The sequence below is a fragment of the Nocardioides luteus genome, assembly GCF_015752315.1.
Taxonomy (GTDB): domain Bacteria; phylum Actinomycetota; class Actinomycetes; order Propionibacteriales; family Nocardioidaceae; genus Nocardioides.
On sequence record NZ_JADOVJ010000001.1, the window covers coordinates 3,369,742 to 3,390,360 of the forward strand.

Genomic DNA, 20,619 nt, shown 5'->3' on the forward strand with positions numbered 1-20,619 from the left:
CTAGAAGTCGAGGTCGGTCTCGGAGAGCTGACCGCCTCCGGCGACGATGAACTCCTTGCGCGGAGCGACCTCGGAGCCCATCAGCAGGTCGAAGACCGCCGCGGCCGCGTCGGCGTCGTCCAGCGTCAGCCGGCGAAGCGTGCGGTGGCGCGGGTCCATCGTGGTCTCGGCCAGCTGGTCGGCGTCCATCTCACCCAGACCCTTGTAGCGCTGCACCGGGTCCTTCCAGCTGACGTTCTTCTTCTTCAGCTCGGCCAGCTTCCGCTGCAGCTCGGGGTCGGAGTAGGTGTAGATGTACTTCTCCATCCCCTTCTTCGGGTTGGAGATCTCGATCCGGTGCAGCGGCGGGACCGCGGTGTAGACCTTGCCGGCGGCGATCAGCTCGGGCATGTACTTGAAGAACAGGGTCGCCAGCAGCGTACGGATGTGGGCGCCGTCGGAGTCGGCGTCGGCCATGAAGATGATCTTGCCGTAGCGCGCCGCGTCCAGGTCGAAGCTGCGCCCGGTGCCCGTGCCGACGACCTGGATGATCGAGGAGCACTCGGCGTTCTTCAGCATGTCGCCGACCGAGGCCTTCTGGACGTTGAGGATCTTGCCGCGGATCGGCAGCAGCGCCTGGAACTCCGAGTTGCGCGCCACCTTGGCGGTGCCGAGCGCGGAGTCACCCTCGACGATGAAGAGCTCGGCGCGGTCGTCGGTGGTGCGGCAGTCGGCGAGCTTGGAGGGCAGCGCGGAGGACTCCAGCGCGTTCTTGCGCCGCTGGTTCTCCTTCTGCTGACGCAGCGAGAGGCGGGTCTTGGAGGCGGCGTACACCTTCTCCATCACCAGCTTGGCCTGCTGCTTCTGCGCGCCGCGCGACTCGGTGAGGAAGGTCTTCATCTCGGCGGCGACGACCTTGCGTACCACGCTGCGAGCCGCCGGGGTGCCGAGAATCTCCTTGGTCTGGCCCTCGAACTGGGGCTCGGCCAGACGCACCGTCACGACGGCGGTGAGGCCCTCGAGGACGTCCTCCTTGACGATGTCCTTGTCGTTGACCTTGAGCACCTTGGCCGCGCGCATCGCGTCGTTGAAGGTCTTGGTCAGCGCGTTCTCGAAGCCGCTGACGTGGGTGCCACCCTTCGGGGTGGCGATCACGTTGACGAAGGAACGGATCTCGGTGTCGTAGCCGCTCCCCCACCGCACCGCGATGTCGACGCCGAGCTCGCGCTCGACGTCCTGCGGGGTCATGTGGCCGGCGTCGTCGAGCATCGGCACGGTCTCGGTGAAGGTGTCCGACCCCTGCAGACGGAGTACGCCGCTGACCGGCTCGTCCTTGGCCAGGAAGTCGACGAACTCGGCGATGCCGCCGTCGTGGCGGAACTTCTCCTCGACCGGGTCCGCACCGGACAGGTCGCGGATGACCAGCTCGAGCCCGGGGACGATGAAGCTGGTCTGGCGGGCGCGGCCGAGCAGCCCCTCGAGCTCGAAGCGGGCGTCCTTGGTGAAGATCTGCCGGTCGGGCCAGAACCTGACCCGGGTGCCGGTCTTGCCCTTGGCGACCCGCTTGCCCTTGCGGCTCAGGCCGCTCTGCGGCGTGAAGCCGGCCGTCGGGCCGTCGCCGTCGAACACGCCCGGGACCCCACGACGGAACGACATCCCCTGCTGGGCCGGCGAGCGGTCCACGTCGATGTCCATCCGGCTCGAGAGCGCGTTGACGACCGAGAGACCGACACCGTGCAGACCACCGGTCGCGTTGTAGGAGCCACCGCCGAACTTGCCGCCCGCGTGCAGCTTGGTCGCGACCACCTCGACGCCCGGGAGCCCGGTGCGGGGCTCCTTGTCGGTCGGGATGCCGCGGCCGTCGTCGTAGACCTCCACCGAGCCGTCGGGGTGCATCGTGACCTCGACGTGGCCGGCGACTCCGGCCAGCGCCTCGTCGACGCCGTTGTCGATGATCTCCCACAGGCAGTGCATGAGACCCCGGGTGTCGGTCGAGCCGATGTACATACCGGGACGCTTGCGAACCGCCTCCAGGCCCTCGAGGACGAGGAGGTGCGCGGCGTTGTAGGTGTTGTCAGAGATGATCGGCTCCTGGCTGTACTGCGTTGCTGCGATGGTGCTCGGGGGATTGCGGCGGGGTGCTGCTCGGATGAAATCTACCGTGCGACACGCCCGGGTCTCACGCAGGCACGCGGCAACCGGCCCCCGCACCATCCGGCGGCACACGTACGTCGTGATCGGTCCGTTACGCGGAACTTGCGGGTTTCGATGCACGAAATGGTCGACTGACAGGTAAGAATGTCTGTCACGGACAGCGATGTCCCGTGGGTAGGTCCGACCCGGATCCCCAACCCGGAGCGACAACTGCAAGGATTAGAGGTGCGACGGAGGTAAGAGTCCGCGAGGAAACGCTAGCGATCTAGGGAATCTTCTACGACTCACGTACGTTATCCCGGCGCAATCATGATCAGAAATGAGGCCGATGTGACCACTGCCGTTGCCACCAGCTCGCCGCTCACGTCCGAGGACCGTTGCGACCGGTGCGGAGCGCAGGCCTACGTCCGCGCGGAGCTCCACTCCGGCGGCGAACTGCTGTTCTGCGCCCACCACGCCCGCGAGCACGGTGAGAAGCTCAAGGAGATCGCCAGCTCGATCACCGACGAGACGCACAAGCTCACCGAGAAGAACTGACCCCACCCACCAACTCCCCCGGAGGCCCGGACCACGACGGTCCGGGCCTCCGGCGCATCTCGGCCCGCCGCAAGGGCTAGGGTCACCCCGTGAGTCTCGTCGAAGTTCTCGTCGCGCTGGTCATCGCCTTCGGCATCGCCGGCATCATCGTCCCCGTCCTCCCCGGTGGAGCGCTGCTCGTCGCCGCCGCGATCCTCGGCTGGGCCATCTGGCTGGGCGAGTCCACCGGGTGGGTGATCTTCGGCATCTCCGCCGCCTTCATCGCCATCGGGCTGATCACCAAGTACGCCATCCCCGGCAAGCGCCTCAAGGACTCCGGGATGCCGCTGTCCACCCAGATCGTCGGCGCGATCCTGGCCATCATCGGCTTCTTCGTGATCCCGGTCGTCGGCGTCTTCGTCGGGTTCCCCCTCGGCGTCTTCCTCGCCGAGCTGCGCCGTCACGGCGGCGACGCCGGCGACGCCTGGGCCTCGACCTGGACCGCCCTGAAGGCGATCGGTCTCTTCATCCTGATCGACGCCACCGCCGCCACCCTCGCCACCATCACCTGGGTCGTCGGGCTGTTCCTCACCTGACCCTCCCCCGCCGAGTCGGTCGTTCTGGCGTGCCGAGTAGGTAGTTGTGGGCGACGAAACCACAGTTTCGTCGCCCACAACTACCTACTCGGCGCGGCTTCTCGGTGGAAATGGCGAACGCCCTCCCAGATGTCCGGGAAGGCGTTCGGGGTGATCTTAGCCAGATCAGTCGAGATAGTCGCGCAAAACCTGCGAACGCGACGGGTGTCGCAGCTTCGACATCGTCTTGGACTCGATCTGACGGATGCGCTCGCGGGTGACCCCGTAGACCTTGCCGATCTCGTCTAAAGTCTTCGGCTGGCCGTCGGTCAGGCCGAAGCGCATGCTCACGACGCCGGCCTCACGCTCGGAGAGCGTGTCGAGCACCGCGTGCAGCTGCTCCTGGAGCAGCGTGAACGAGACTGCGTCGGCCGGGACGATCGCCTCGGAGTCCTCGATCAGGTCACCGAACTCGGAGTCGCCGTCCTCGCCCAGCGGGGTGTGGAGCGAAATCGGCTCGCGACCGTACTTCTGGACCTCGATGACCTTCTCGGGGGTCATGTCGAGCTCCTTGGCCAGCTCCTCCGGGGTGGGCTCACGGCCCAGGTCCTGGAGCATCTGGCGCTGCACACGGGCCAGCTTGTTGATGACCTCGACCATGTGCACCGGGATACGGATGGTGCGGGCCTGGTCGGCCATCGCGCGAGTGATGGCCTGACGGATCCACCAGGTCGCGTAGGTCGAGAACTTGTAGCCCTTGGTGTAGTCGAACTTCTCGACCGCACGGATCAGACCGAGGTTGCCCTCCTGGATCAGGTCGAGGAAGAGCATGCCGCGGCCGGTGTAGCGCTTGGCCAGCGAGACCACCAGACGGAGGTTGGCCTCCAGGAGGTGGTTCTTGGCGCGCTTGCCGTCCTCGGCGATCCACTCCAGCTCGTCGAGGATCTTCGGGGTGATCTTGCCGCCCTTGCCGAGCTTCTCCTCCGCGAAGAGGCCGGCCTCGATCCGCTTGGCGAGCTCGACCTCCATCTCGGCGTTGAGCAGCGGGACCTTGCCGATCTGCTTGAGGTAGTCCTTGACCGGGTCGGCGGTCGCGCCCGCGACCATGACGGTCTGCTCGGGCTCGTCGGTGTCGTCGGAGGTGGAGACGACGAAGCTCTGCTTCTCGGCCTCCTTCTCGTCCTCCTTGATCGTGGGATCGGCGGCGACGTCCTTCTCGAACTGCTCGTCGGGGATGTCGGGCAGGATCTTCTTGCCGTCGGGACCGATCTGGACGACCGCGGCCTCGTCGTCGTCCGAGTCGTCCGAGTCGTCGACATCGATCTCGTCGACGTCATCGACGTCGACCTCGACGTCCTCGAGGACGATCTCCTCGCCGTCCTCGTCGATCTCGGTCGTCTTCTTGGGCTCCGGCTCGTCGGCCTTCTTCGCCGCGGCCTTGACCGGCTTCTCCGCCGGCTTCTCGGTCTCGGCAGCGACCTTCTTGGCGGCGGCCTTCTTGGCCGGCGCCTTCGCAGTGGTCGTCTTGCGGGTCGAGGTCGTCGCCGCCGCGGCACGGCCGGTGACGGCGGTGCCGAGGTCCACCGAGATGCCGAGCGTGCTCAGGTGACCGAGCAGTGCCTTCAGATGCCTGGGCTCGACCGCAGCATCCTCGCTGGCCTGGCGGACCTGGTCGGGGCTCACACGTCCAGTCGGCTTGGCCTGGTCGATCAGTGCCTTCACGGCAGGGTGGGCGAGTACCTCAGCGGGTATCTTGCGCGCGTTCGAGGACACGAACACCTCTCCGTCGAACTTGGTCGAGACTTATCAAAAACTCAGTTTGGGCGCGGCAGGGCCCGGGGTCGTCAAGAGCCGCAGATTCATTCTGCCACGGTGGTGGTGAACATTCCCCATCCGGGGCGTCGTATCACCCGCCAACTCATCCGGCTGCTTTGGCTGCGGCCTTCTTCTGCTGTTTGTAGTCACGCACCTTCTGCAACGACGCAACGTCGACGACGTCAGCCACAGAACGGTAACCATCGAGCGCGTAGTCCCCGACGGCCTCTTCCCAGCCCTCGGGCCGCACCCCCAGCTGCTTGGCCAGCAGCGAGACGAAGATCTGCGCCTTCTGCTTCCCGAACCCCGGGAGCGCCTGGACCCGCTTGAGCAGATCCTTGCCGCTGGAGGCCTCGGTCCAGAGCCGGGTGACGTCACCACCGTACTCGCTGGTGACGATGGCGGCGATCCCCTGCACCTTCGCCGACATCGAACCGGGGAACCGGTGGATCGCCGGCGGGGTCGAGGCGATCGCCTTGAACTCCTCAGGGTCCATCTCGGCGATGCGGGCGGGATCCAGATGTCCGAGTCGGGCCACCAGCTTGTGGCCTCCCTTGAACGCATCCTCCATCCGGTACTGCTGGTCCAGGGCCATGCCCAGCAACAGCGCGAACGGGTCTTCGGAGAGCAGCTTGTCGGCGGCCTCGTCGCCGGTGATGTGGAGCGAAGGCATAAGGGACATCCTGCCTCATCTCGCGGTGAAGCACCTGCTCATGCCTGTGGATAGCGGGTCGCGCCGTTCCGGGATCCGTTGCACGCTTGCCCCATGGCCTCCATGTCCACCCTGTCCGCCCTGTCCGAGACGTCCGTCGAAGGGCTGCACGAGCCGCTCTCCCCCGTGCTGGAGAAGCGGCTCAGACGGGCCGTGCTCGACCACACCGCCACCGAGCACCGGCGGTCGTTCCTGGCGCTCGTCCACCTCGGTATCCCCGGCGGCAAGGAGGTCGTCCACGCCCATCGCGAGGACGAGCCCACCGACCAGTGGCTGCGGGCCGACATCATCCACAGCATGCGGCGCCGCGTCGGCGTGCCGGACCCGGTCGTGTGGCTGACTCGGGCCGGCGGCCTGGAGCTCGAGGACGTCGACCTCCGCTGGCTCGCCGCCGCGCGCCAGGCGTTCCGGGAGATCGGAGCGCCGCTGACGTACGTCGTGGTGACCCGCAACGCCTGGGTCGACCCGCGCTCGGGGCTGAGCCGCCGGTGGAAGCGGCTGCGCTACCGCAACGACTAGACCGAAAGGTCAGCCCGGCTCAGCGCCTCCTCCCAGGCGGTGGGAGGGACCGCGCCCTCGAGCATCTGCGCGACCAGCAGCCCGAGGCCGTGGTGGCGCTCGCTCGCGAAGCAGCGGTCGAGTGCGCACCAGGCGAGCGCACCGTCTCCGCCCAGCCAGGCGGCGAGGGCCAGCACCGCGGCCGGGTGGGCGACGTGGTCGTCGGGGCTGCGGCGTACGACATCGGTCCACAGGCGGACGTGGGCTCTCGCCTCCTCCCGGGTCATCCCACCCCAGGCGGCGTCGCGCCGCTGCGGGTCACCCAGCGCCAGCAGCAGGGAGGCGACCTGACCAGCCGACAGGACCGACCCGGCGACGGCGTCGTCGACGAGGCGGCCGACCTCGTAGATCTTCATCGAGGAGGCCTTCTCCAGCGCCGCCTCGGTCTCGGCGACGGCCGCGGGGACCGCGGCGATCGAGGCGGCCAGCTCGGTGCGGGAGCGGCGCACCAGGTGACCGTCGTAGACCGCCTGGGCGCGGAACGGGTGGGCGCCGACGTCGAACGGCACCCCATCGTCAGGGACGCCGTGGAACCCGAGCGGGTCGAACCACCGGCCGTCCTGCACCCGCAGGCAGCCGATCAGATCGATGTCGCACTCGGCGAGCCTCTCGGCCAGGCGTCGGGCGATCTTCAGCCCGAAGCGCGGACCGCTGTCGTAGAGGACGAGCAGGACGCCGCGCACCTGATGACGGACGGCGGGCAGGAGGAGACTGTCGAGGCAGCCCTCGACCTCACCCGGGGGCGGGAGGTCGATCCGGCCGTGCACCTGATGCGCACCGCCGAACGTCAGCATGACGATCGACTTCTCGGGCTGGAAACCCAACAGGATGGGCACGGCGGCCAGGACGTCCTCGGGACGGGCGATGGAGAGTTTCGTGGTCATGCGGACCACACTCCCCGTGACCCACCGACAGTTTCCGGGCCAAAACGGGCGCCTGTGGACAACTCCGTCCCCAACCGGCCCTGTGGACGACAACCGGCCCAGGACAGACTGTCCCCGCTGCCCGATAGGTTGCCACCATGAGACCGCACGCGTCGGTGATGCACCTCGACCTCGACGCGTTCTTCGCCTCCGTCGAGCAGCGCGACAAGCCCTCCCTGCGCGGCAAGCCGGTGGTCGTGGGCGGCATCGGCGGCCGCGGCGTGGTCAGCACCGCCTCTTACGAGGCCAGGACCTTCGGCGTCCGCTCGGCGATGTCGACCCGCGAGGCCCGCGCGCTGTGCGGACACGCCGCCTTCCTCTACCCGCGCTTCCACGCCTACAAGAAAGTGAGCGAGCAGGTATTCGGCATCCTGCGCGACCTGTCCCCGCTGGTCGAGCCGCTCTCCCTCGACGAGGCCTTCGTCGATCTCGCCACGGCCGACCTGCCCGACCTCGAGGTCGAGACCGTGACCGAGACCGCTGCCCGGGTCCGCGCCGAGGTCGCCGAGGTCACCGGCGGGCTGAGCGCGAGCGTCGGCCTCGCCAGCTCAAAGTTCATCGCCAAGATCGCCAGCGACCTGGACAAGCCCGACGGCCTGGTCGTGGTGGCGCCCGGCACCGAGCTCGACCTGCTCCGGCCGATGAACGTCAAGGTGATCCCGGGCGTCGGCCCCGCCACCGCCGAGCGGCTGCGCCGGGCCGGCATCCACACCGTGGCCGATCTGGAGCAGGTCAGCGTCGAGGAGCTCGTACGCCTCGTGGGCAAGTCCCACGGCACCAACCTCTACAAGCTGGCCCGCGCCCAGGACGACCGGCGCGTCGAGCCCGAGCGCGAGACCAAGTCGGTCAGCGTGGAGGGCACCTACGACACCGACCTGACCGACCGGCCGCTCATGGAGCAGATCCTCACCCGGCAGGCCGGCGAGGTCGCCGCCCGGCTGAAGAAGAACGGACTCTCGGGCCGCACGATCACGATCAAGGTCAGGCTCTACGACTTCACCACGATCAACCGCTCCGCGACGCTGCCGGCGCCCACCGACCAGGCCGGCACCATCGCCCGCCTGGCCAGGTCCCTGCTCGGCGAGCTGTTCACCGCGGGCGACACGGCCGGCGGCGTACGCCTTCTCGGGGTCGGTGTCTCCGGCCTCGCCGACTGGATCCAGGAGGACCTCTTCGGCGACGACGGCGAGGACGACACCGAGCCCGACCTCCCGCTGCCCGAGCCCGTGCGGCGGCCCACCTGGGCGGCCGGCATGGACGTCGTCCACGCGGAGATGGGCCGCGGCTGGGTCTGGGGGTCGGGGCGAGGCGTGGTGACCGTGCGCTTCGAGACCGCCGAGACCCCCGCCGGCCCGGTGCGGTCCTACGCCGCCGACGACCCCGACCTTCAGCCCTACGCCGAGTCCTGAGGCCCTCTCCCCCGGCCCGGATTCCGCCGTCGCGGCCGGTGGGTGCGGTATCGCGCCAGGCGACCCGGGTGTGCGATAGCGCGATGCGATGCCTCAAGCGCACCGGTGCTGCGGTCGGGCGTTCGAGGGTCGCGAGGATAGGGTCTCGTTCATGTCTGCAGACCGCTCCTCGATGCCCTGGCCGATCGCTCCCAAGAAGCCCTCGTCGAAGCAGTTCCACGGCCTGACCCGGACCGACGACTACGAGTGGCTCCGTGAGAAGGAGAACCCCGAGGTCATCTCCTACATCGAGGCCGAGAACGCCTACACCAAGGAGCAGACCGACCACCTGGCCGATCTGCGCTCGCAGATCTTCGAGGAGATCAAGGCGCGCACCCTGGAGACCGACCTGAGCGTCCCGACGCGCTCGCGCGGCTACTGGTACTACGGCCGCAGCTTCGAGGGCAAGCAGTACGGCGCGAGCTGCCGCGTCAAGGTGGCCGACCCCGACGACTGGACTCCCCCGACCCCGGCCGACGTCACCCACGACCAGCCCGCGCTGCCCGGTGAGGAGGTGCTGCTCGACCTGGACGGGCTCGCCGAGGGCCACGACTTCTTCAGCCTCGGCGGGTCCTCGGTCAGCCCGTCGACCACCCTGCTCGCCTACGCGACCGACGTGACCGGCGACGAGCGCTACACCGTACGCGTCAAGGACCTCACCACCGGCGAGCTGCTGACCGACGAGCTCACTAACGTCCACGGCGGCGCCACCTGGGACCGCGACTCCGCCAACCTCTACTACACGACCGCCGACGAGTCCTGGCGCGCCGACAAGATCTGGCGCCACCGCCTCGGCACCAGCCAGGACGAGGACGAGCTGGTCTTCCACGAGACCGATGACCGGTTCTGGGTCGGCGTGGGACGCACCAAGTCCGACCGGTTCATGTTCATCGGGACGGCCGCGAAGATCACCGCCGAATACCGCTTCCTCGACCTCGACGACCCCGACGCCGGCTGGCAGGTCTTCGCCGCCCGCGAGGAGGGCGTCGAATACTCGGTGGAGCACGCCACCATCGCCGGCGAGGACGTCTTCCTGGTCACCCACAACGCCTCCGGACCCGACTTCGAGATCGCCACCGCGCCGATCGCGCCGACCCCGGGGTCCGAGTGGCGGCCGCTGATCCCGCACACCCCCGGCGTACGCCTGGAGGACGTCGACGCCTTCGCCGGCCACCTGGTCGTGCACCAGCGCAGCGAGGGCCTGACCCAGCTGCGCATCCTGGAGCTCGGCGAGGACGGCGTGGCCGACGACTACCTGGTGAAGTTCGACGACGAGCTCTACACCATCGGCTCCGGCTCCAACCCGACCTTCGAGACGCCGGTCGTGCGGCTCGGCTACACCACGATGCGCACCCCGGCCTCCGTCTACGACTACGACGTACGCAGCCGCGAGCTCACCCTGCGCAAGCAGGCCCCGGTGCTCGGTGGCTACGACCGGGACGACTACGAGGAGCACCGGCTGTGGGCGACGGCCGAGGACGGCGTCCGGGTGCCGATCTCGATCGTGGCGAAGAAGGGGCTGCACGAGCAGGGTCCGATCCCGGTGCTGCTCTACGCCTACGGCTCCTACGAGGCCAGCATGGACCCCTACTTCTCGATCGCCCGGCTGAGCCTGCTGGACCGTGGGATCGGCTTCGCCATCGCCCACATCCGCGGCGGCGGCGAGATGGGCCGGGCGTGGTACGACGACGGGAAGATGCTGAAGAAGCAGAACACCTTCTCCGACTACATCGCCTGTGCGCGCCACCTCGCCGAGTCGGGCTGGTCCACGCCCAGCAAGATCATCGCCGAGGGCGGCAGCGCCGGCGGGCTGCTGATGGGTGCGGTCGCCAACCAGGCACCCGACGCCGTGGGCGCCATCGTCGCCGCTGTGCCTTTCGTGGACGCGCTGACGACAATGCTCGACGCGACGCTGCCGCTGACCGTCACCGAGTACGACGAGTGGGGCAACCCGGAGGCCGACAAGGAGACCTACGACTACATGTCCTCCTACGACCCCTACACGAACGTCACCGCCCAGCACTACCCGCCGATCCTGGCCGAGACCAGCATCAACGACACCCGGGTGCTCTACGTCGAGCCCGCGAAATGGGTCGCCAAGCTGCGCGCAACGGCCGAGAATCCTGGCGACGTACTGCTGAAGACGGAGATGGCCGCCGGGCACGGCGGGGTCTCGGGGCGCTACAAGGCGTGGGAGGACCGGGCGTTCAGCCTCGCCTGGATGATCGACCAGGTGACCTCTGCGTAGGCCGTGTCTCTCGAAGACACGGCGGCCGCGAGCGGCGTTTCGGGCCGATCTGGCAAGGCGGCGCTGCGAAGGCAGCCTGGAGGCTTTCGAGCGGCGCCAACGCAGCCAGATCGGATGCGAAACGTCGCGTAGCGGGCGTGGATTCGGGAGACACGGCCTGGGCATATCTGCGGGCGTCTCGGGGTACTCCATGAGAAACCCCTGAGATTCACCTCGCGATGCAACTTATCGCCTGCCGCGTACGTCGAACCGGACAAGAGATCGAAGACGGATTCGATGACAAGGCGCTCTACCAGGGAACACCTGGGAGGGGCGAAGCGTTGAAACCACCGTGAGGCCACAAACCTCACCGTGAGGAGGTTCCCATGGCGACACGCACCGCAACCGCCACCCGAGAGATCGAGGGGCGTGACAGCGTCGGGCTGTATCTCGACGAGATCGCCCGCAACGAGCTCCTGGATGCCGCCAAAGAGGTTGAGCTGTCCAAGGCGATCGAGGCCGGCCTGATGGCCGAGCACCTCTTGGCCGAGGGCCGCGTCGGCCGGAAGAAGGCACCCGGTGGAGCCACCCGAGCGGAGCTGGAGTGGCTGGCCGAAGAGGGTCACCGCGCCACCCGCGAGTTCATCAACGCCAACCTGCGTCTGGTGGTGTCCATCGCGCGGAAGTACGGCCGCGCCCAGATGCCGATGCTGGACCTGATCCAGGAAGGTAATACCGGCCTGATCCGGGCCGTTGAGAAGTTCGACTACACCAAGGGCTACAAGTTCTCGACGTACGCGACGTGGTGGGTGCGCCAGGCGATCACCCGCGGCATCGCCCAGCAGGCGCGCGTGGTCCGGCTCCCGGTCCACGTCGTCGAGGAGCTCAACCAGGTCGGCGGCGCTCGCCGCACCCTGGAGCGTCAGCTCGGCCGTGACCCGGAGCCGGAGGAGATCGCCGCCGAGCTCGGTATGGACATCGACCGCGTCCTCGACCTGCTCTCCTGGGGTCGTGACCACGTCTCGCTCGACACCCCGATCGACGAGGACGGCGACACCTCCCTGGGTGACCTGATGGCCCAGGAGTCGGCGCCGTCGCCGGACATGGACGTCATCGACGTCGAGTCGCGCGAGCGGCTCAACTCGCTCGTCGGCCAGCTCGACGAGCGTTCCGCCGACATCGTCCGCTCCCGCTACGGCCTCACCGACGGCCGTCAGCACAAGCTCGCCGACATCGGCGTCAAGCACGGCATCTCCGCCGAGCGCGTACGCCAGCTCGAGCGTGAGGCTCTGCAGAAGCTCCGCCGCTTCGCAGACCCCGACCTGGCTGCCTGACCTGTAGAAAACCCAAGATTCGGCGCTCCTCGCACGAGGGGCGCCGAATCTGTACTTGTGGCGGGCGAGCATGCGGTTGTGGGCGACGAAAGTGCAGTCTCGTCCCCCACAACTACCGACTCGGCCCGCCACGACGACTGTTTCGGCGGTCAGTAGCCTTCGGGCGGCGGGGCCATCTCGAGGCGTACACCGATCAGGCGGATCGGGCGGTCCTTCTCGACGCGGTCCAACAGCGCCACCGCCTCGTCGGCGAGGCGACCACCGTCGAGGGTGGGCTCGGGGAGCTTGTGGCCGCGGGTGACGGTGAAGAACGGCTTGAACCGCACCTTGATCTCGACCCTGGTCACCGGACGGCCCTCCTTGACCACGTCCGCGAGGCACTCGGCGCACAGCCGGCGGGTGGCGGCGACGATGTCGGGCCACTCGACGAGGTCCTGCTGGAAGGTCTCCTCGTGGCCGTGGCCGCGGGCGACCCAGGGCGAGGGGTCCACCGGGCTGGTGTCGGCGCCACGGCCGAGGCGGCGCAGCCAGGGACCGGTGGTGGGGCCGATCGCGGCGGCCAGTCCCTCGGCCGAGGCGGCGCCCAGGTCGGCGACCGTCTCGATCCCGAGCCCGGCGAGCCGCTTCGCGGTCTTGGCCCCGATCCCCCACAGCGCGTCGGTGGGGCGGTGGCCCATCTCGGCGTCCCAGGTCTCGTGGGTGATCCGGTAGACACCGGTCCCCCGCAGCTGCCCGTCCGGGCCGGGCTCGTGGCCGCCCGCGCCGGCCTCGCGCGCGAGCGCACCGTCGACGCGCTGCTTGGCGAACCCCGTCGCGAGCTTCGCCTGCAGCTTGTTGTCACCGACGCCGACCCCGCTGCGCAGCCGGGTGCATTCGAGCACGAGGTCGCGTACGTCCTGGGCGAAGGCCACCGGATCGCCGAGGTCGCCGTGGCCGGGACCGGGCCCGAGGAAGGCCTCGTCCCAGCCGAGGACCTCGACCAGGACGGGTACGCCGCCCCACTCCAGCGACCGCAGGGTGTCCATGACGCCCGCGGAGGCCTTGTCGTAGGCAGCCTGGTCGACCGGCAGCAGCACCGCGTCGGGACACTTCCGCACCGCCAGGCGCAGCGGCATCCCGGAGCCGACCCCGTGCGCCCGCGCCTCGTAGGAGGCCGTCGAGACCACGGCCCGCTCGGTGGGGTCCCCACGACCGCCCACGATCACCGGCTTCCCGGCGAGCTCGGGCCGCCGTAGCACCTCCACCGCAGCGATGAACTGGTCCAGGTCGACGTGGAGCACCACGTCGGTGGTCGCTCGCCGGCGCTCGCTCATGCCACCGATGGTGCCACGAACCGGCTGGCGAGGGCGTCAGCCTTCGGAGGCCACCTCGGAGAGGGCCGCAGAGGCCTTCTCCGCCTGCTCGCGTACGTCACCGGGCACCGGCACCGCTGCGGCGGTGCGCTGCTGCCACAGCTGCATGGCGACGACCTTCGCGGCCGCCTCCTCGACGCGAGCGCGGTCGAGGCGGCCCGAACGCATGGCCTTGACGACGCTGCGGTGGGCGGCCTTGGAGTCGGCGGGCATCAGCAGGAGGTCGGCGCCGGCCTTCAGGGCGGCGACCGAGGGCTTCTTGGTGGTGGTCGTGACCGCCCCCATCCCGAGCGAGTCGGTGACCGCGATACCGGTGAAGCCGAGATCGTCGCGGAGCAGGTCGTAGATCGGGGCCGCCATGCTGGCCGGCTTCCCGGGGGCCACCGCCTTCACGTCGACGTGGCTGATCATGACGGCCGGGGCCCCGGCGTCGACCGCGGCGTCGAAAGGAACGAGGTCGCGGCGCTTGAGCTTCTTCATCCCGAAGTCGAGCTCCTGGAGCCCGAGGTGGGTGTCGCCGGTGACGGCGCCGTGGCCCGGGAAGTGCTTGGTCGTGGAGACCAGACCGGCCTCGTTGTAGCCCTGCACCGCGGCGGAGACCGCCGTGGCCGCCACCCGGGGCTTCTCGCTCGGCGAGCGCGACCCGATCGTCGGGTCGGCCGCACCGACGGTCACGTCGGCGACCGGCGCGAAGACCCAGGTGAAGCCGAGGTCGCGCAGCTCGAGCGCCGTCGTACGCGCCGCCTCGGTCGTCGCCGCGATGCCCTTGCGCGGCTTCGTCTCGATGGCGTCTCCGGTGCGCGCGAACTCCGGGAACTCGGTGGCCACGCCGCGCAGGTGGGAGACGACGCCACCCTCCTGATCGACGCCGATCACCGCGGGGAACGAGCGCCCGTCGGCCGCCACCGCACGGGAGACCGCGGCGGTCGTCTCGCGCACCTGCGCCTCGTCGACGACGTTCTCGCCGGTCACGCTGACGCCGGCGAGGTGGAGCTTGCGCACCATCTTCGCGGCCTTGGCCGGGTCGGTGCCGTGGTAGCGGCCGACGATCACCTGCCCGGCCAGCTGCTTCTCGTCCCAGCCGGCGACCAGCTCACGGGCGGTCGCCAGCTCTCCGCTCGTCGGACCCCAGCCCAGGGGCGTGGTGTCCTTCTTCGGGTCGGTCTTCGTGGTCGCAGCCGCCGGCCTGTTCGGCTCCTCCTCGGCCCGCGTCGGCATCCCGACTGTCACCGCTGCGGCGCCCGCGCCGACTGCCAGCGTCAGCACGACACCGGCGATCACCGGCCTCATCCAGCGGCTCGAACGGCGCGGACGGTCCTCTGATTCGGTGTGCTTGCCCCCAGTCACGCGGCCGAGTATGTCAGCAACACCCGCCCATCACCGCGTTGCCGCGAGTGCGTCGTAGATCTCCTCCACCCGCTTGCGCAGATCCTCGAGAGTGCCGGTGTTGTCGATGACGTACGTCGCCACCGCGAGCCGATCCTCACGACTGGCCTGGGCGGAGATGCGGGCGCGGGCGTCGGCCTCGGTCATCCCGCGCGCGACCGCGCGCTCGACCTGGGTCTCGACCGGCACGTCGACGACGATCACCTCGTCGAAGAACGGCGCGTATCCCACCTCGACCAGCAACGGGATGTCGTTGACGACCAGCCGTCCCGCCGCCCGCGCGGTCTCCTCGAGCTCCGCGGAGCGCGCCCCGACCAGCGGGTGCACGATCGCGTTGAGCCGCTCCCGGGCGCTCTCGTCGGCGAAGACGATCTCGCCCACCTTGGCCCGGTCCAGCTCCCCGGACTCGGTCAGCACCGACGGCCCGAACTCCTCGACGACGGCCGCGAGCCCGGGCGTGCCCGGCTCGACGACCTCGCGGGCGATCTTGTCCGAGTCGACGATCACCGCCCCGAACCCGGCCAGCAGCTCCGACACCGTGCTCTTCCCCGAGGCGATCCCGCCGGTGAGTCCTACGCGCATGGGCGCAACCCTAGGCCGTGTCCTCCAAGGACGCGGCGGGGGCACACGCGAACCGGCGACGGTAAGCCTGGGGCGAGAGGCCCCGCACCCGGGTGAAGTGGTGGCGCAGGGCCGCGGCGTTGCCGAAGCCGACCTCGCCCGCGATCCACTCCACCGACCGCTCGGTGCGCTCCAGCAGCTCCTCGGCCCGGCGGACCCGCTGTGCGGTGATCCAGGCATAGGGCGTGGCCCCGGTCTCGGCGCGGAACCTCCGGGCGAACGTACGCGGCGACATCAGCACCTGCCGGGCCAGCGAGTCGACGTCGAGCTCCTCGTGGAGATGGGACGAGATCCAGGCCAGCAGGGGCCCCAGGGTCTCCGCGTCGGGCTCGGGGACGGGGTGGGAGATGAACTGCGCCTGTCCCCCGTCACGCTGCGGCGGGACGACCATCCGGCGGGCGACGGCGGAGGCGACCGCGGCGCCGTACTCCTGGCGCCAGATGTGCAGCGCGGCGTCGAGCACGGAGGCGGTGCCGGCGCTGGTAACGATCTGGCCGGTGTCGACATAGAGCACCTCGGGGACGACCCTCGACTCCGGGAACCGCCGCTGCAGCTCGGTGGCGTACTTCCAGTGGGTGGTGCACTCGATCCCGTCCAGCAGGCCCGCCTCCCCCAGCGCGAAGGCGCCGGAGCAGGCGGTGAGGAATCGGGCCCCACGGGCGTGCGCGCGCAGCAGCGCGTCCTTCACCTCCACGGGAAGGGTGCCGCTGGGACCGCCGAACGCGGGGATGGCGATCAGGTCGGCCTCCTCGAGGCGCTCCAGGCCGTTGGGTGCCTCGACCTTGAACCCGAGGTTGGTGCGCACCATCCCGGCCGTCGGCGCGCACACGGCGAAGTCGAGGTAGGGCACCCCGTCGTCACGGCGGTCGATGGCGAAAGCCTCGCAGACCGCACCGAACTCGAAGGGGGCGACACCGTCCCAGATCACCGCAGCGACGTTCCTAAGCACCTCAGAAGGGTGCCAGTTGGCAGGAAATCGCGCAACTTAGGCATTTCTGCCAATGTGGCAGGAATACCTGGTAGCGAAGAATTACTGCCATGACCACCGCACTGATCCTCATCGCCCTGTTCGCCCTCGCCACCTACGCCACCTTCGCCGTCGTGCACGGCGATCGCCCCAAGGCCGCGCCTCGGTCCCACGCCATCGACCCGGCCTTCGAACCCCGCAGCAGCCTGCCGGCGACCAGGTGGCCCTAGAAAGCCGAATGCCCGGCCCCTTCGAGGGGCCGGGCATTCATGCTTTTCAGAGCACTAGCTCAGGAGTCACTGACCGCCGGTCAGCTTCTCGCGAAGCGCCTGGAGCGCCTCGTCGGAGGCGAGCGAGCCGCCCTCGTCCTCGGAGACGGTCTCGTCGACCGAGCCACCCGAGGAGTAGGAGGTGGCCTCGCCGGCCTCGGCAGCCTTCTCGGCGGCCTCCTGCTGCTGCTTGATGTGGGCCTCCCAGCGAGCGTGGGCCTGAGCGTACTGCTCCTCCCACTTCGCGCGCTGCTCGTCGTAGCCCTCGAGCCACTCGCCCGTCTCCGGGTCGAAGCCCTCGGGGTAGATGTAGTTGCCCTGGTCGTCGTAGGTCGCCGGCATGCCGTAGAGGGTCGGGTCGAACTCCTCGACGTCGGTCGAGGTGACCGTCTCGTTGGCCTGCTTGAGCGACAGCGAGATCCGGCGACGCTCGAGGTCGATGTCGATGATCTTGACCATGACGTCGTCGTTGACCTGGACGACCTGCTCCGGGATCTCCACGTGGCGCTCGGCCAGCTCGGAGATGTGCACGAGGCCCTCGATGCCCTCCTCGACGCGGACGAACGAACCGAACGGCACCAGCTTGGTGACCTTACCCGGGACGATCTGGCCGATCTGGTGGGTGCGGGCGAAGTGCTGCCACGGGTCCTCCTGGGTCGCCTTCAGCGACAGGGAGACACGCTCGCGGTCCATGTCCACGTCGAGAACCTCGACGGTGACCTCGTCACCGACGGTGACGACCTCGGACGGGTGGTCGATGTGCTTCCAGGACAGCTCGGAGACGTGGACGAGACCGTCGACGCCGCCCAGGTCCACGAACGCACCGAAGTTGACGATCGAGGAGACGACACCCTTGCGGATCTGACCCTTCTGGAGCTGGGTCAGGAAGCCGTGGCGAACCTCGGACTGGGTCTGCTCGAGCCAGGCACGGCGCGACAGGACCACGTTGTTGCGGTTCTTGTCGAGCTCGATGATCTTGGCCTCGAGGGTCTGGCCGACGTACGGCTGCAGGTCGCGGACGCGACGCATCTCGACGAGGGAGGCCGGGAGGAAGCCACGCAGGCCGATGTCCAGGATGAGACCACCCTTGACGACCTCGATGACCGCGCCCTCGACGACGCCGTCCTCCTCCTTGACCTGCTCGATCGTGCCCCAGGCGCGCTCGTACTGCGCACGCTTCTTGGACAGGATCAGGCGGCCTTCCTTGTCCTCCTTCTGGAGCACCAGGGCCTCGACCTTGTCGCCGACCTCGACAACCTCGGACGGGTCGACGTCGTGCTTGATCGAGAGCTCGCGCGACGGGATGACACCTTCGGTCTTGTAACCGATGTCGAGCAGGACCTCGTCCCGGTCGACCTTGACGATGACACCGTCCACGATGTCGCCGTCGTTGAAGTACTTGATGGTCTCGTCGATCGCGGCGAGGAAGTCCTCTTCCGACCCGATGTCGTTGATCGCGACCTGAGGCGCGTCGTAGTCAGGAAGAGGAATGTTGAGCGTGCTCGTCATAAGGGAGGTGGTTTCCTTGGGTGGACAGATATCGTCGGGTCACACACATCTGAAGTCTCGGATCGGCAGCCCCTCGCCGGCACCAGCACAAACAGGCTTCGTCGCCCGGTGTGAACCGGCTGTCGAGGTAGCAGGCCAAGGTCCACTAGGTCCGGGACCCGGGCAGACTTCAGACGCAGTTTCCAAGCCTACGCTCCAGTCACAGGCCCCGTCCAACTGTCGGCGTCACCCCGCGGGGCCTACGCTGTAGAGGTGGACCAAGCCATCAGCCCGGTCGTCCGACCGGAGGCGCCCATCGATCCCTTCGGCGCGATCGAGACCATCGAGACGACCGGCCCGATCGTCAGAGCCGAGCGGCGTACGGTCGGTGAGGCCGAGTCACGCCGCGCCAACGGCCCCGACTGGGACCGCTACGCCGACGAGTACCAGGCGACCCACGGACCGTTCCTCGGCGAGGCCGGGTTCGTCTGGGGACCCGAGGGACTGACCGAGGCCGATCTCGGCATCCTCGGCGACGTCGGCGGCAAGGACGTGCTCGAGCTCGGCTCCGGCGCCTGTCAGTGCTCCCGATGGGTGAACACCCAGGGCGGGCGCGCGATCGGCCTGGACCTGTCGGGCCGCCAGCTCCAGCACTCGCGGCGCCTCGACGAGCAGACCGGCGTCGTCGTGCCGGCGGTGCAGGCCACCGCGACCGACCTGCCCTTCGCCGATGACTCCTTCGACATCGTCTTCTGCTCCTTCGGAGCGCTGCAGTTCGTCAGCGACATCGCCCACGCGATCGCCGAGACCACCCGCGTGCTGCGGCCCGGCGGCCGCTTCGCCTTCTCGATCACCCACCCGACGCGGTGGATGTTCCCCGACGACCCCGGCCCCGAGGGACTCATCGCCGCCCAGTCCTACTGGGACCGCACCCCCTACGTCGAGGTCGACGACGAGACCGGCGAGGTGTCGTACGTCGAGCACCACCGCACCCTCGGCGACTGGGTCTCGCTCCTGGCCGGTGCCGGGTTCCGGATCACCGACCTGGTCGAGCCGGAGTGGCCCGAGGACCACGAGCGGATCTGGGGCGGCTGGTCGCGGACCCGGGGACTGCTGACCCCGGGCACCGCGATCTTCGGTGCTGATCTGGCGAGCAGCTAGGCAGAGGCGAGCGCGCCCGACGGGAAAACCGAGCGCGGGCTCGAAGGCCGTCGGCCTTCGAGCCCGCGAACGTCGGTTCCGGTGTGCGGTGAGCCTCAGGCATCCACCAGCGTGCGGTCGTCCGTGGCGGCGTGGGAGCCGCCGTTGGGCTTACGACCGCGCAGCGTCAGCCACAGGCCGATCAGCAGGAGGATCAGGCCGACGACGACGCCGCCGACGGGGATCCAGGTGCCGATCAGGTTGAGCTGGGCGATGTTGTCCTTGGCGTCCTCGGCGTTGTTGGACACCGTCTCCTCGGAGTAGCTCAGGTCGGCGTCGATCAGCACCATGCCGCTGCTGGTGACCATCTTCTGGGTCGCGCTCTGGTCGATGTAGGAGCCGGTGGTCGGCTCGACGTAGATCGTCTGGGTGGCCTCGTAGGAGCCGCGGACGTCGTCGTCGGTGTCCGCCTCGCCGTCCTCGCCCTTGGACAGGATCTCGTCGTCGGAGGAGGCGGAGACCTCGAACTGGTAGGTCTTCACACCCTTGATCTCGACGTCGTCGACGTAGGTGGCGATGACGGTCGTGCCGAGCGTGTCGTCCCAGTAGTTGTAGTCGTGACGCTGGGTGTCGAACGGGAACTTGCCGGCCAGGCCGGTCATGCCGTCGACGGCACGGTCCTCACCGACGTACTTGGCTTGGTCCTTGACGACCTCGGAGGTCTTGCGGTCCATGGCGTAGGCGCGCTCGGTCGTGATGACGACGCGGTCGTCGTCCTCGGCGCGGGCGCACGGAGGCGTGTCGCCCTCCTGGACCATGATGCAGCCGGCCTCGACGAACACGACGACGTCGTCGGTCGACTCCTTCGGGGCCGCCTCGGTGGTCCGGGTGTACTTCACCTCAACTGGGGAATCCGACTTGGCCAGCGCACCGCTGGCGGTGCCGTCCAGAACGGTCGTCGTGTTCACGTTGAGCGGCACGGTCGCCGCGGCGTCCCTGCCCCAGAAGCCGGCTACCGCGGCGGCGACCAGCGCGAACGCGCCGACCAGCAAGAAGACGTACCCAATCACTTTTCGCATGTTTCTGCCCCTCCCAAGGCCTCAGGTCCCCCCTCGATCCGCGAACCGTAGCAGCAATACCCGGATAGGTGTGCAA

The 20,619-nt window shown here is 69.0% G+C and carries 18 protein-coding genes; 8 read left to right on the forward strand and 10 right to left on the reverse strand.

Translation table 11 applies throughout. From position 1 onward, the window contains the following. On the reverse strand, nt 1-2,193 hold the full coding sequence (locus HD557_RS16190; RefSeq protein WP_231380322.1) for a DNA gyrase/topoisomerase IV subunit B: 2,193 nt from the start codon (nt 2,191-2,193) through the stop codon (nt 1-3). A gap of 249 nt (nt 2,194-2,442) precedes the next feature. On the opposite strand from HD557_RS16190, the gene HD557_RS16195 reads away from it, so the two are divergent. Then, on the forward strand, nt 2,443-2,670 hold the full coding sequence (locus HD557_RS16195) for a DUF7455 domain-containing protein (RefSeq protein ID WP_008361825.1): 228 nt from the start codon (nt 2,443-2,445) through the stop codon (nt 2,668-2,670). An 89-nt stretch (nt 2,671-2,759) separates the two neighbouring features. Further along, nucleotides 2,760-3,245: a DUF456 domain-containing protein gene (locus tag HD557_RS16200; protein ID WP_008361826.1), complete on the forward strand. Its 486-nt coding sequence runs from the start codon at nt 2,760-2,762 to the stop codon at nt 3,243-3,245. 165 nt (nt 3,246-3,410) lie between these two features. Here the strand turns inward: HD557_RS16200 and HD557_RS16205 are convergent, their stop codons facing one another. Both HD557_RS16205 and HD557_RS16210 read right to left on the reverse strand, forming a co-directional pair. Continuing rightward, nucleotides 3,411-5,003, reverse strand: a complete 1,593-nt coding sequence (locus tag HD557_RS16205; protein ID WP_196874641.1) for an RNA polymerase sigma factor — start codon at nt 5,001-5,003, stop codon at nt 3,411-3,413. A 139-nt stretch (nt 5,004-5,142) separates the two neighbouring features. Further along, nucleotides 5,143-5,721 (reverse strand): HhH-GPD-type base excision DNA repair protein, encoded by a 579-nt coding sequence (locus tag HD557_RS16210; protein ID WP_196874642.1) that lies wholly within the window; start codon nt 5,719-5,721, stop codon nt 5,143-5,145. An 84-nt stretch (nt 5,722-5,805) separates the two neighbouring features. On the opposite strand from HD557_RS16210, the gene HD557_RS16215 reads away from it, so the two are divergent. After that, entirely contained in the window at nt 5,806-6,270 is a 465-nt protein-coding gene (locus HD557_RS16215; protein ID WP_231380323.1) for a hypothetical protein, read from the forward strand. Here the strand turns inward: HD557_RS16215 and HD557_RS16220 are convergent. Beyond that, nucleotides 6,267-7,193 (reverse strand): DUF4192 domain-containing protein, encoded by a 927-nt coding sequence (locus HD557_RS16220; RefSeq protein WP_196874643.1) that lies wholly within the window; start codon nt 7,191-7,193, stop codon nt 6,267-6,269. The two genes, HD557_RS16215 and HD557_RS16220, sit on opposite strands and share 4 nt — an antisense overlap. 137 nt (nt 7,194-7,330) lie before the next feature. Between HD557_RS16220 and HD557_RS16225 the strand changes: the two genes are divergently transcribed. The 3 genes from HD557_RS16225 (at nt 7,331) to HD557_RS16235 (ending at nt 12,241) form a co-directional block, all read left to right on the forward strand. Beyond that, nucleotides 7,331-8,641, forward strand: a complete 1,311-nt coding sequence (locus HD557_RS16225) for a DNA polymerase IV (protein WP_196874644.1) — start codon at nt 7,331-7,333, stop codon at nt 8,639-8,641. A 172-nt stretch (nt 8,642-8,813) separates the two neighbouring features. After that, the gene (locus tag HD557_RS16230) at nt 8,814-10,928 is read left to right on the forward strand and encodes a S9 family peptidase (protein WP_196876441.1); all 2,115 of its coding nucleotides are present in this window, start codon (nt 8,814-8,816) and stop codon (nt 10,926-10,928) included. Between the two features lie 365 nt (nt 10,929-11,293). After that, a complete protein-coding gene (locus HD557_RS16235; RefSeq protein ID WP_008361835.1) occupies nt 11,294-12,241 on the forward strand; it encodes a sigma-70 family RNA polymerase sigma factor in 948 nt (315 codons plus the stop codon). A 149-nt stretch (nt 12,242-12,390) separates the two neighbouring features. On the opposite strand, the gene HD557_RS16240 is transcribed toward HD557_RS16235, so the two are convergent. From HD557_RS16240 to HD557_RS29035, 4 genes are read right to left on the reverse strand one after another with little or no spacing between them, the layout of a single operon-like run. Beyond that, a complete protein-coding gene (locus HD557_RS16240; RefSeq protein ID WP_196874645.1) occupies nt 12,391-13,554 on the reverse strand; it encodes a DNA polymerase IV in 1,164 nt (387 codons plus the stop codon). A 36-nt stretch (nt 13,555-13,590) separates the two neighbouring features. After that, the gene (locus tag HD557_RS16245) at nt 13,591-14,940 is read right to left on the reverse strand and encodes a glycoside hydrolase family 3 N-terminal domain-containing protein (protein ID WP_196874646.1); all 1,350 of its coding nucleotides are present in this window, start codon (nt 14,938-14,940) and stop codon (nt 13,591-13,593) included. 30 nt (nt 14,941-14,970) lie between these two features. Then, nucleotides 14,971-15,561, reverse strand: a complete 591-nt coding sequence (gene coaE, locus HD557_RS16250; RefSeq protein WP_008361838.1) for a dephospho-CoA kinase — start codon at nt 15,559-15,561, stop codon at nt 14,971-14,973. 10 nt (nt 15,562-15,571) lie between these two features. Next, nucleotides 15,572-16,549 (reverse strand): helix-turn-helix domain-containing protein, encoded by a 978-nt coding sequence (locus HD557_RS29035; RefSeq protein WP_196874647.1) that lies wholly within the window; start codon nt 16,547-16,549, stop codon nt 15,572-15,574. Nucleotides 16,550-16,638: 89 nt separating this feature from the next. Here HD557_RS29035 and HD557_RS16260 point away from each other — a divergent pair, with 89 nt between their 5' ends. Further along, on the forward strand, nt 16,639-16,797 hold the full coding sequence (locus HD557_RS16260; protein ID WP_008361840.1) for a hypothetical protein: 159 nt from the start codon (nt 16,639-16,641) through the stop codon (nt 16,795-16,797). Nucleotides 16,798-16,863: 66 nt separating this feature from the next. On the opposite strand, the gene rpsA is transcribed toward HD557_RS16260, so the two are convergent. Beyond that, nucleotides 16,864-18,345 carry a 30S ribosomal protein S1 gene (gene rpsA, locus HD557_RS16265; RefSeq protein ID WP_008361841.1) on the reverse strand — a complete coding sequence of 494 codons (1,482 nt, stop codon included), beginning with the start codon at nt 18,343-18,345 and terminating at the stop codon, nt 16,864-16,866. A 252-nt stretch (nt 18,346-18,597) separates the two neighbouring features. On the opposite strand from rpsA, the gene HD557_RS16270 reads away from it, so the two are divergent. Next, nucleotides 18,598-19,485 (forward strand): class I SAM-dependent methyltransferase, encoded by an 888-nt coding sequence (locus HD557_RS16270; protein WP_307785638.1) that lies wholly within the window; start codon nt 18,598-18,600, stop codon nt 19,483-19,485. Between the two features lie 95 nt (nt 19,486-19,580). Here the strand turns inward: HD557_RS16270 and HD557_RS16275 are convergent, their stop codons facing one another. Beyond that, the gene (locus HD557_RS16275) at nt 19,581-20,543 is read right to left on the reverse strand and encodes a porin PorA family protein (RefSeq protein WP_196874648.1); all 963 of its coding nucleotides are present in this window, start codon (nt 20,541-20,543) and stop codon (nt 19,581-19,583) included. Between the last annotated feature and the right edge of the window lie 76 nt (nt 20,544-20,619).

What these genes read in the sequence shown, in the direction of transcription:
- rpsA (WP_008361841.1), bottom strand. Translation starts at nt 18,345, where the DNA reads ATGACGAGCACGCTCAACATTCCTCTTCCTGACTACGACGCGCCTCAG.
- HD557_RS16215 (WP_231380323.1), top strand. Translation starts at nt 5,806, where the DNA reads ATGGCCTCCATGTCCACCCTGTCCGCCCTGTCCGAGACGTCCGTCGAA.
- HD557_RS16240 (WP_196874645.1), bottom strand. Translation starts at nt 13,554, where the DNA reads ATGAGCGAGCGCCGGCGAGCGACCACCGACGTGGTGCTCCACGTCGAC.
- HD557_RS16220 (WP_196874643.1), bottom strand. Translation starts at nt 7,193, where the DNA reads ATGACCACGAAACTCTCCATCGCCCGTCCCGAGGACGTCCTGGCCGCC.
- coaE (WP_008361838.1), bottom strand. Translation starts at nt 15,561, where the DNA reads ATGCGCGTAGGACTCACCGGCGGGATCGCCTCGGGGAAGAGCACGGTG.
- HD557_RS16275 (WP_196874648.1), bottom strand. Translation starts at nt 20,543, where the DNA reads ATGCGAAAAGTGATTGGGTACGTCTTCTTGCTGGTCGGCGCGTTCGCG.
- HD557_RS16260 (WP_008361840.1), top strand. Translation starts at nt 16,639, where the DNA reads ATGACCACCGCACTGATCCTCATCGCCCTGTTCGCCCTCGCCACCTAC.
- HD557_RS16235 (WP_008361835.1), top strand. Translation starts at nt 11,294, where the DNA reads ATGGCGACACGCACCGCAACCGCCACCCGAGAGATCGAGGGGCGTGAC.
- HD557_RS16210 (WP_196874642.1), bottom strand. Translation starts at nt 5,721, where the DNA reads ATGTCCCTTATGCCTTCGCTCCACATCACCGGCGACGAGGCCGCCGAC.
- HD557_RS16190 (WP_231380322.1), bottom strand. Translation starts at nt 2,193, where the DNA reads ATGGTGCGGGGGCCGGTTGCCGCGTGCCTGCGTGAGACCCGGGCGTGT.
- HD557_RS16225 (WP_196874644.1), top strand. Translation starts at nt 7,331, where the DNA reads ATGAGACCGCACGCGTCGGTGATGCACCTCGACCTCGACGCGTTCTTC.
- HD557_RS16195 (WP_008361825.1), top strand. Translation starts at nt 2,443, where the DNA reads ATGATCAGAAATGAGGCCGATGTGACCACTGCCGTTGCCACCAGCTCG.
- HD557_RS16230 (WP_196876441.1), top strand. Translation starts at nt 8,814, where the DNA reads ATGCCCTGGCCGATCGCTCCCAAGAAGCCCTCGTCGAAGCAGTTCCAC.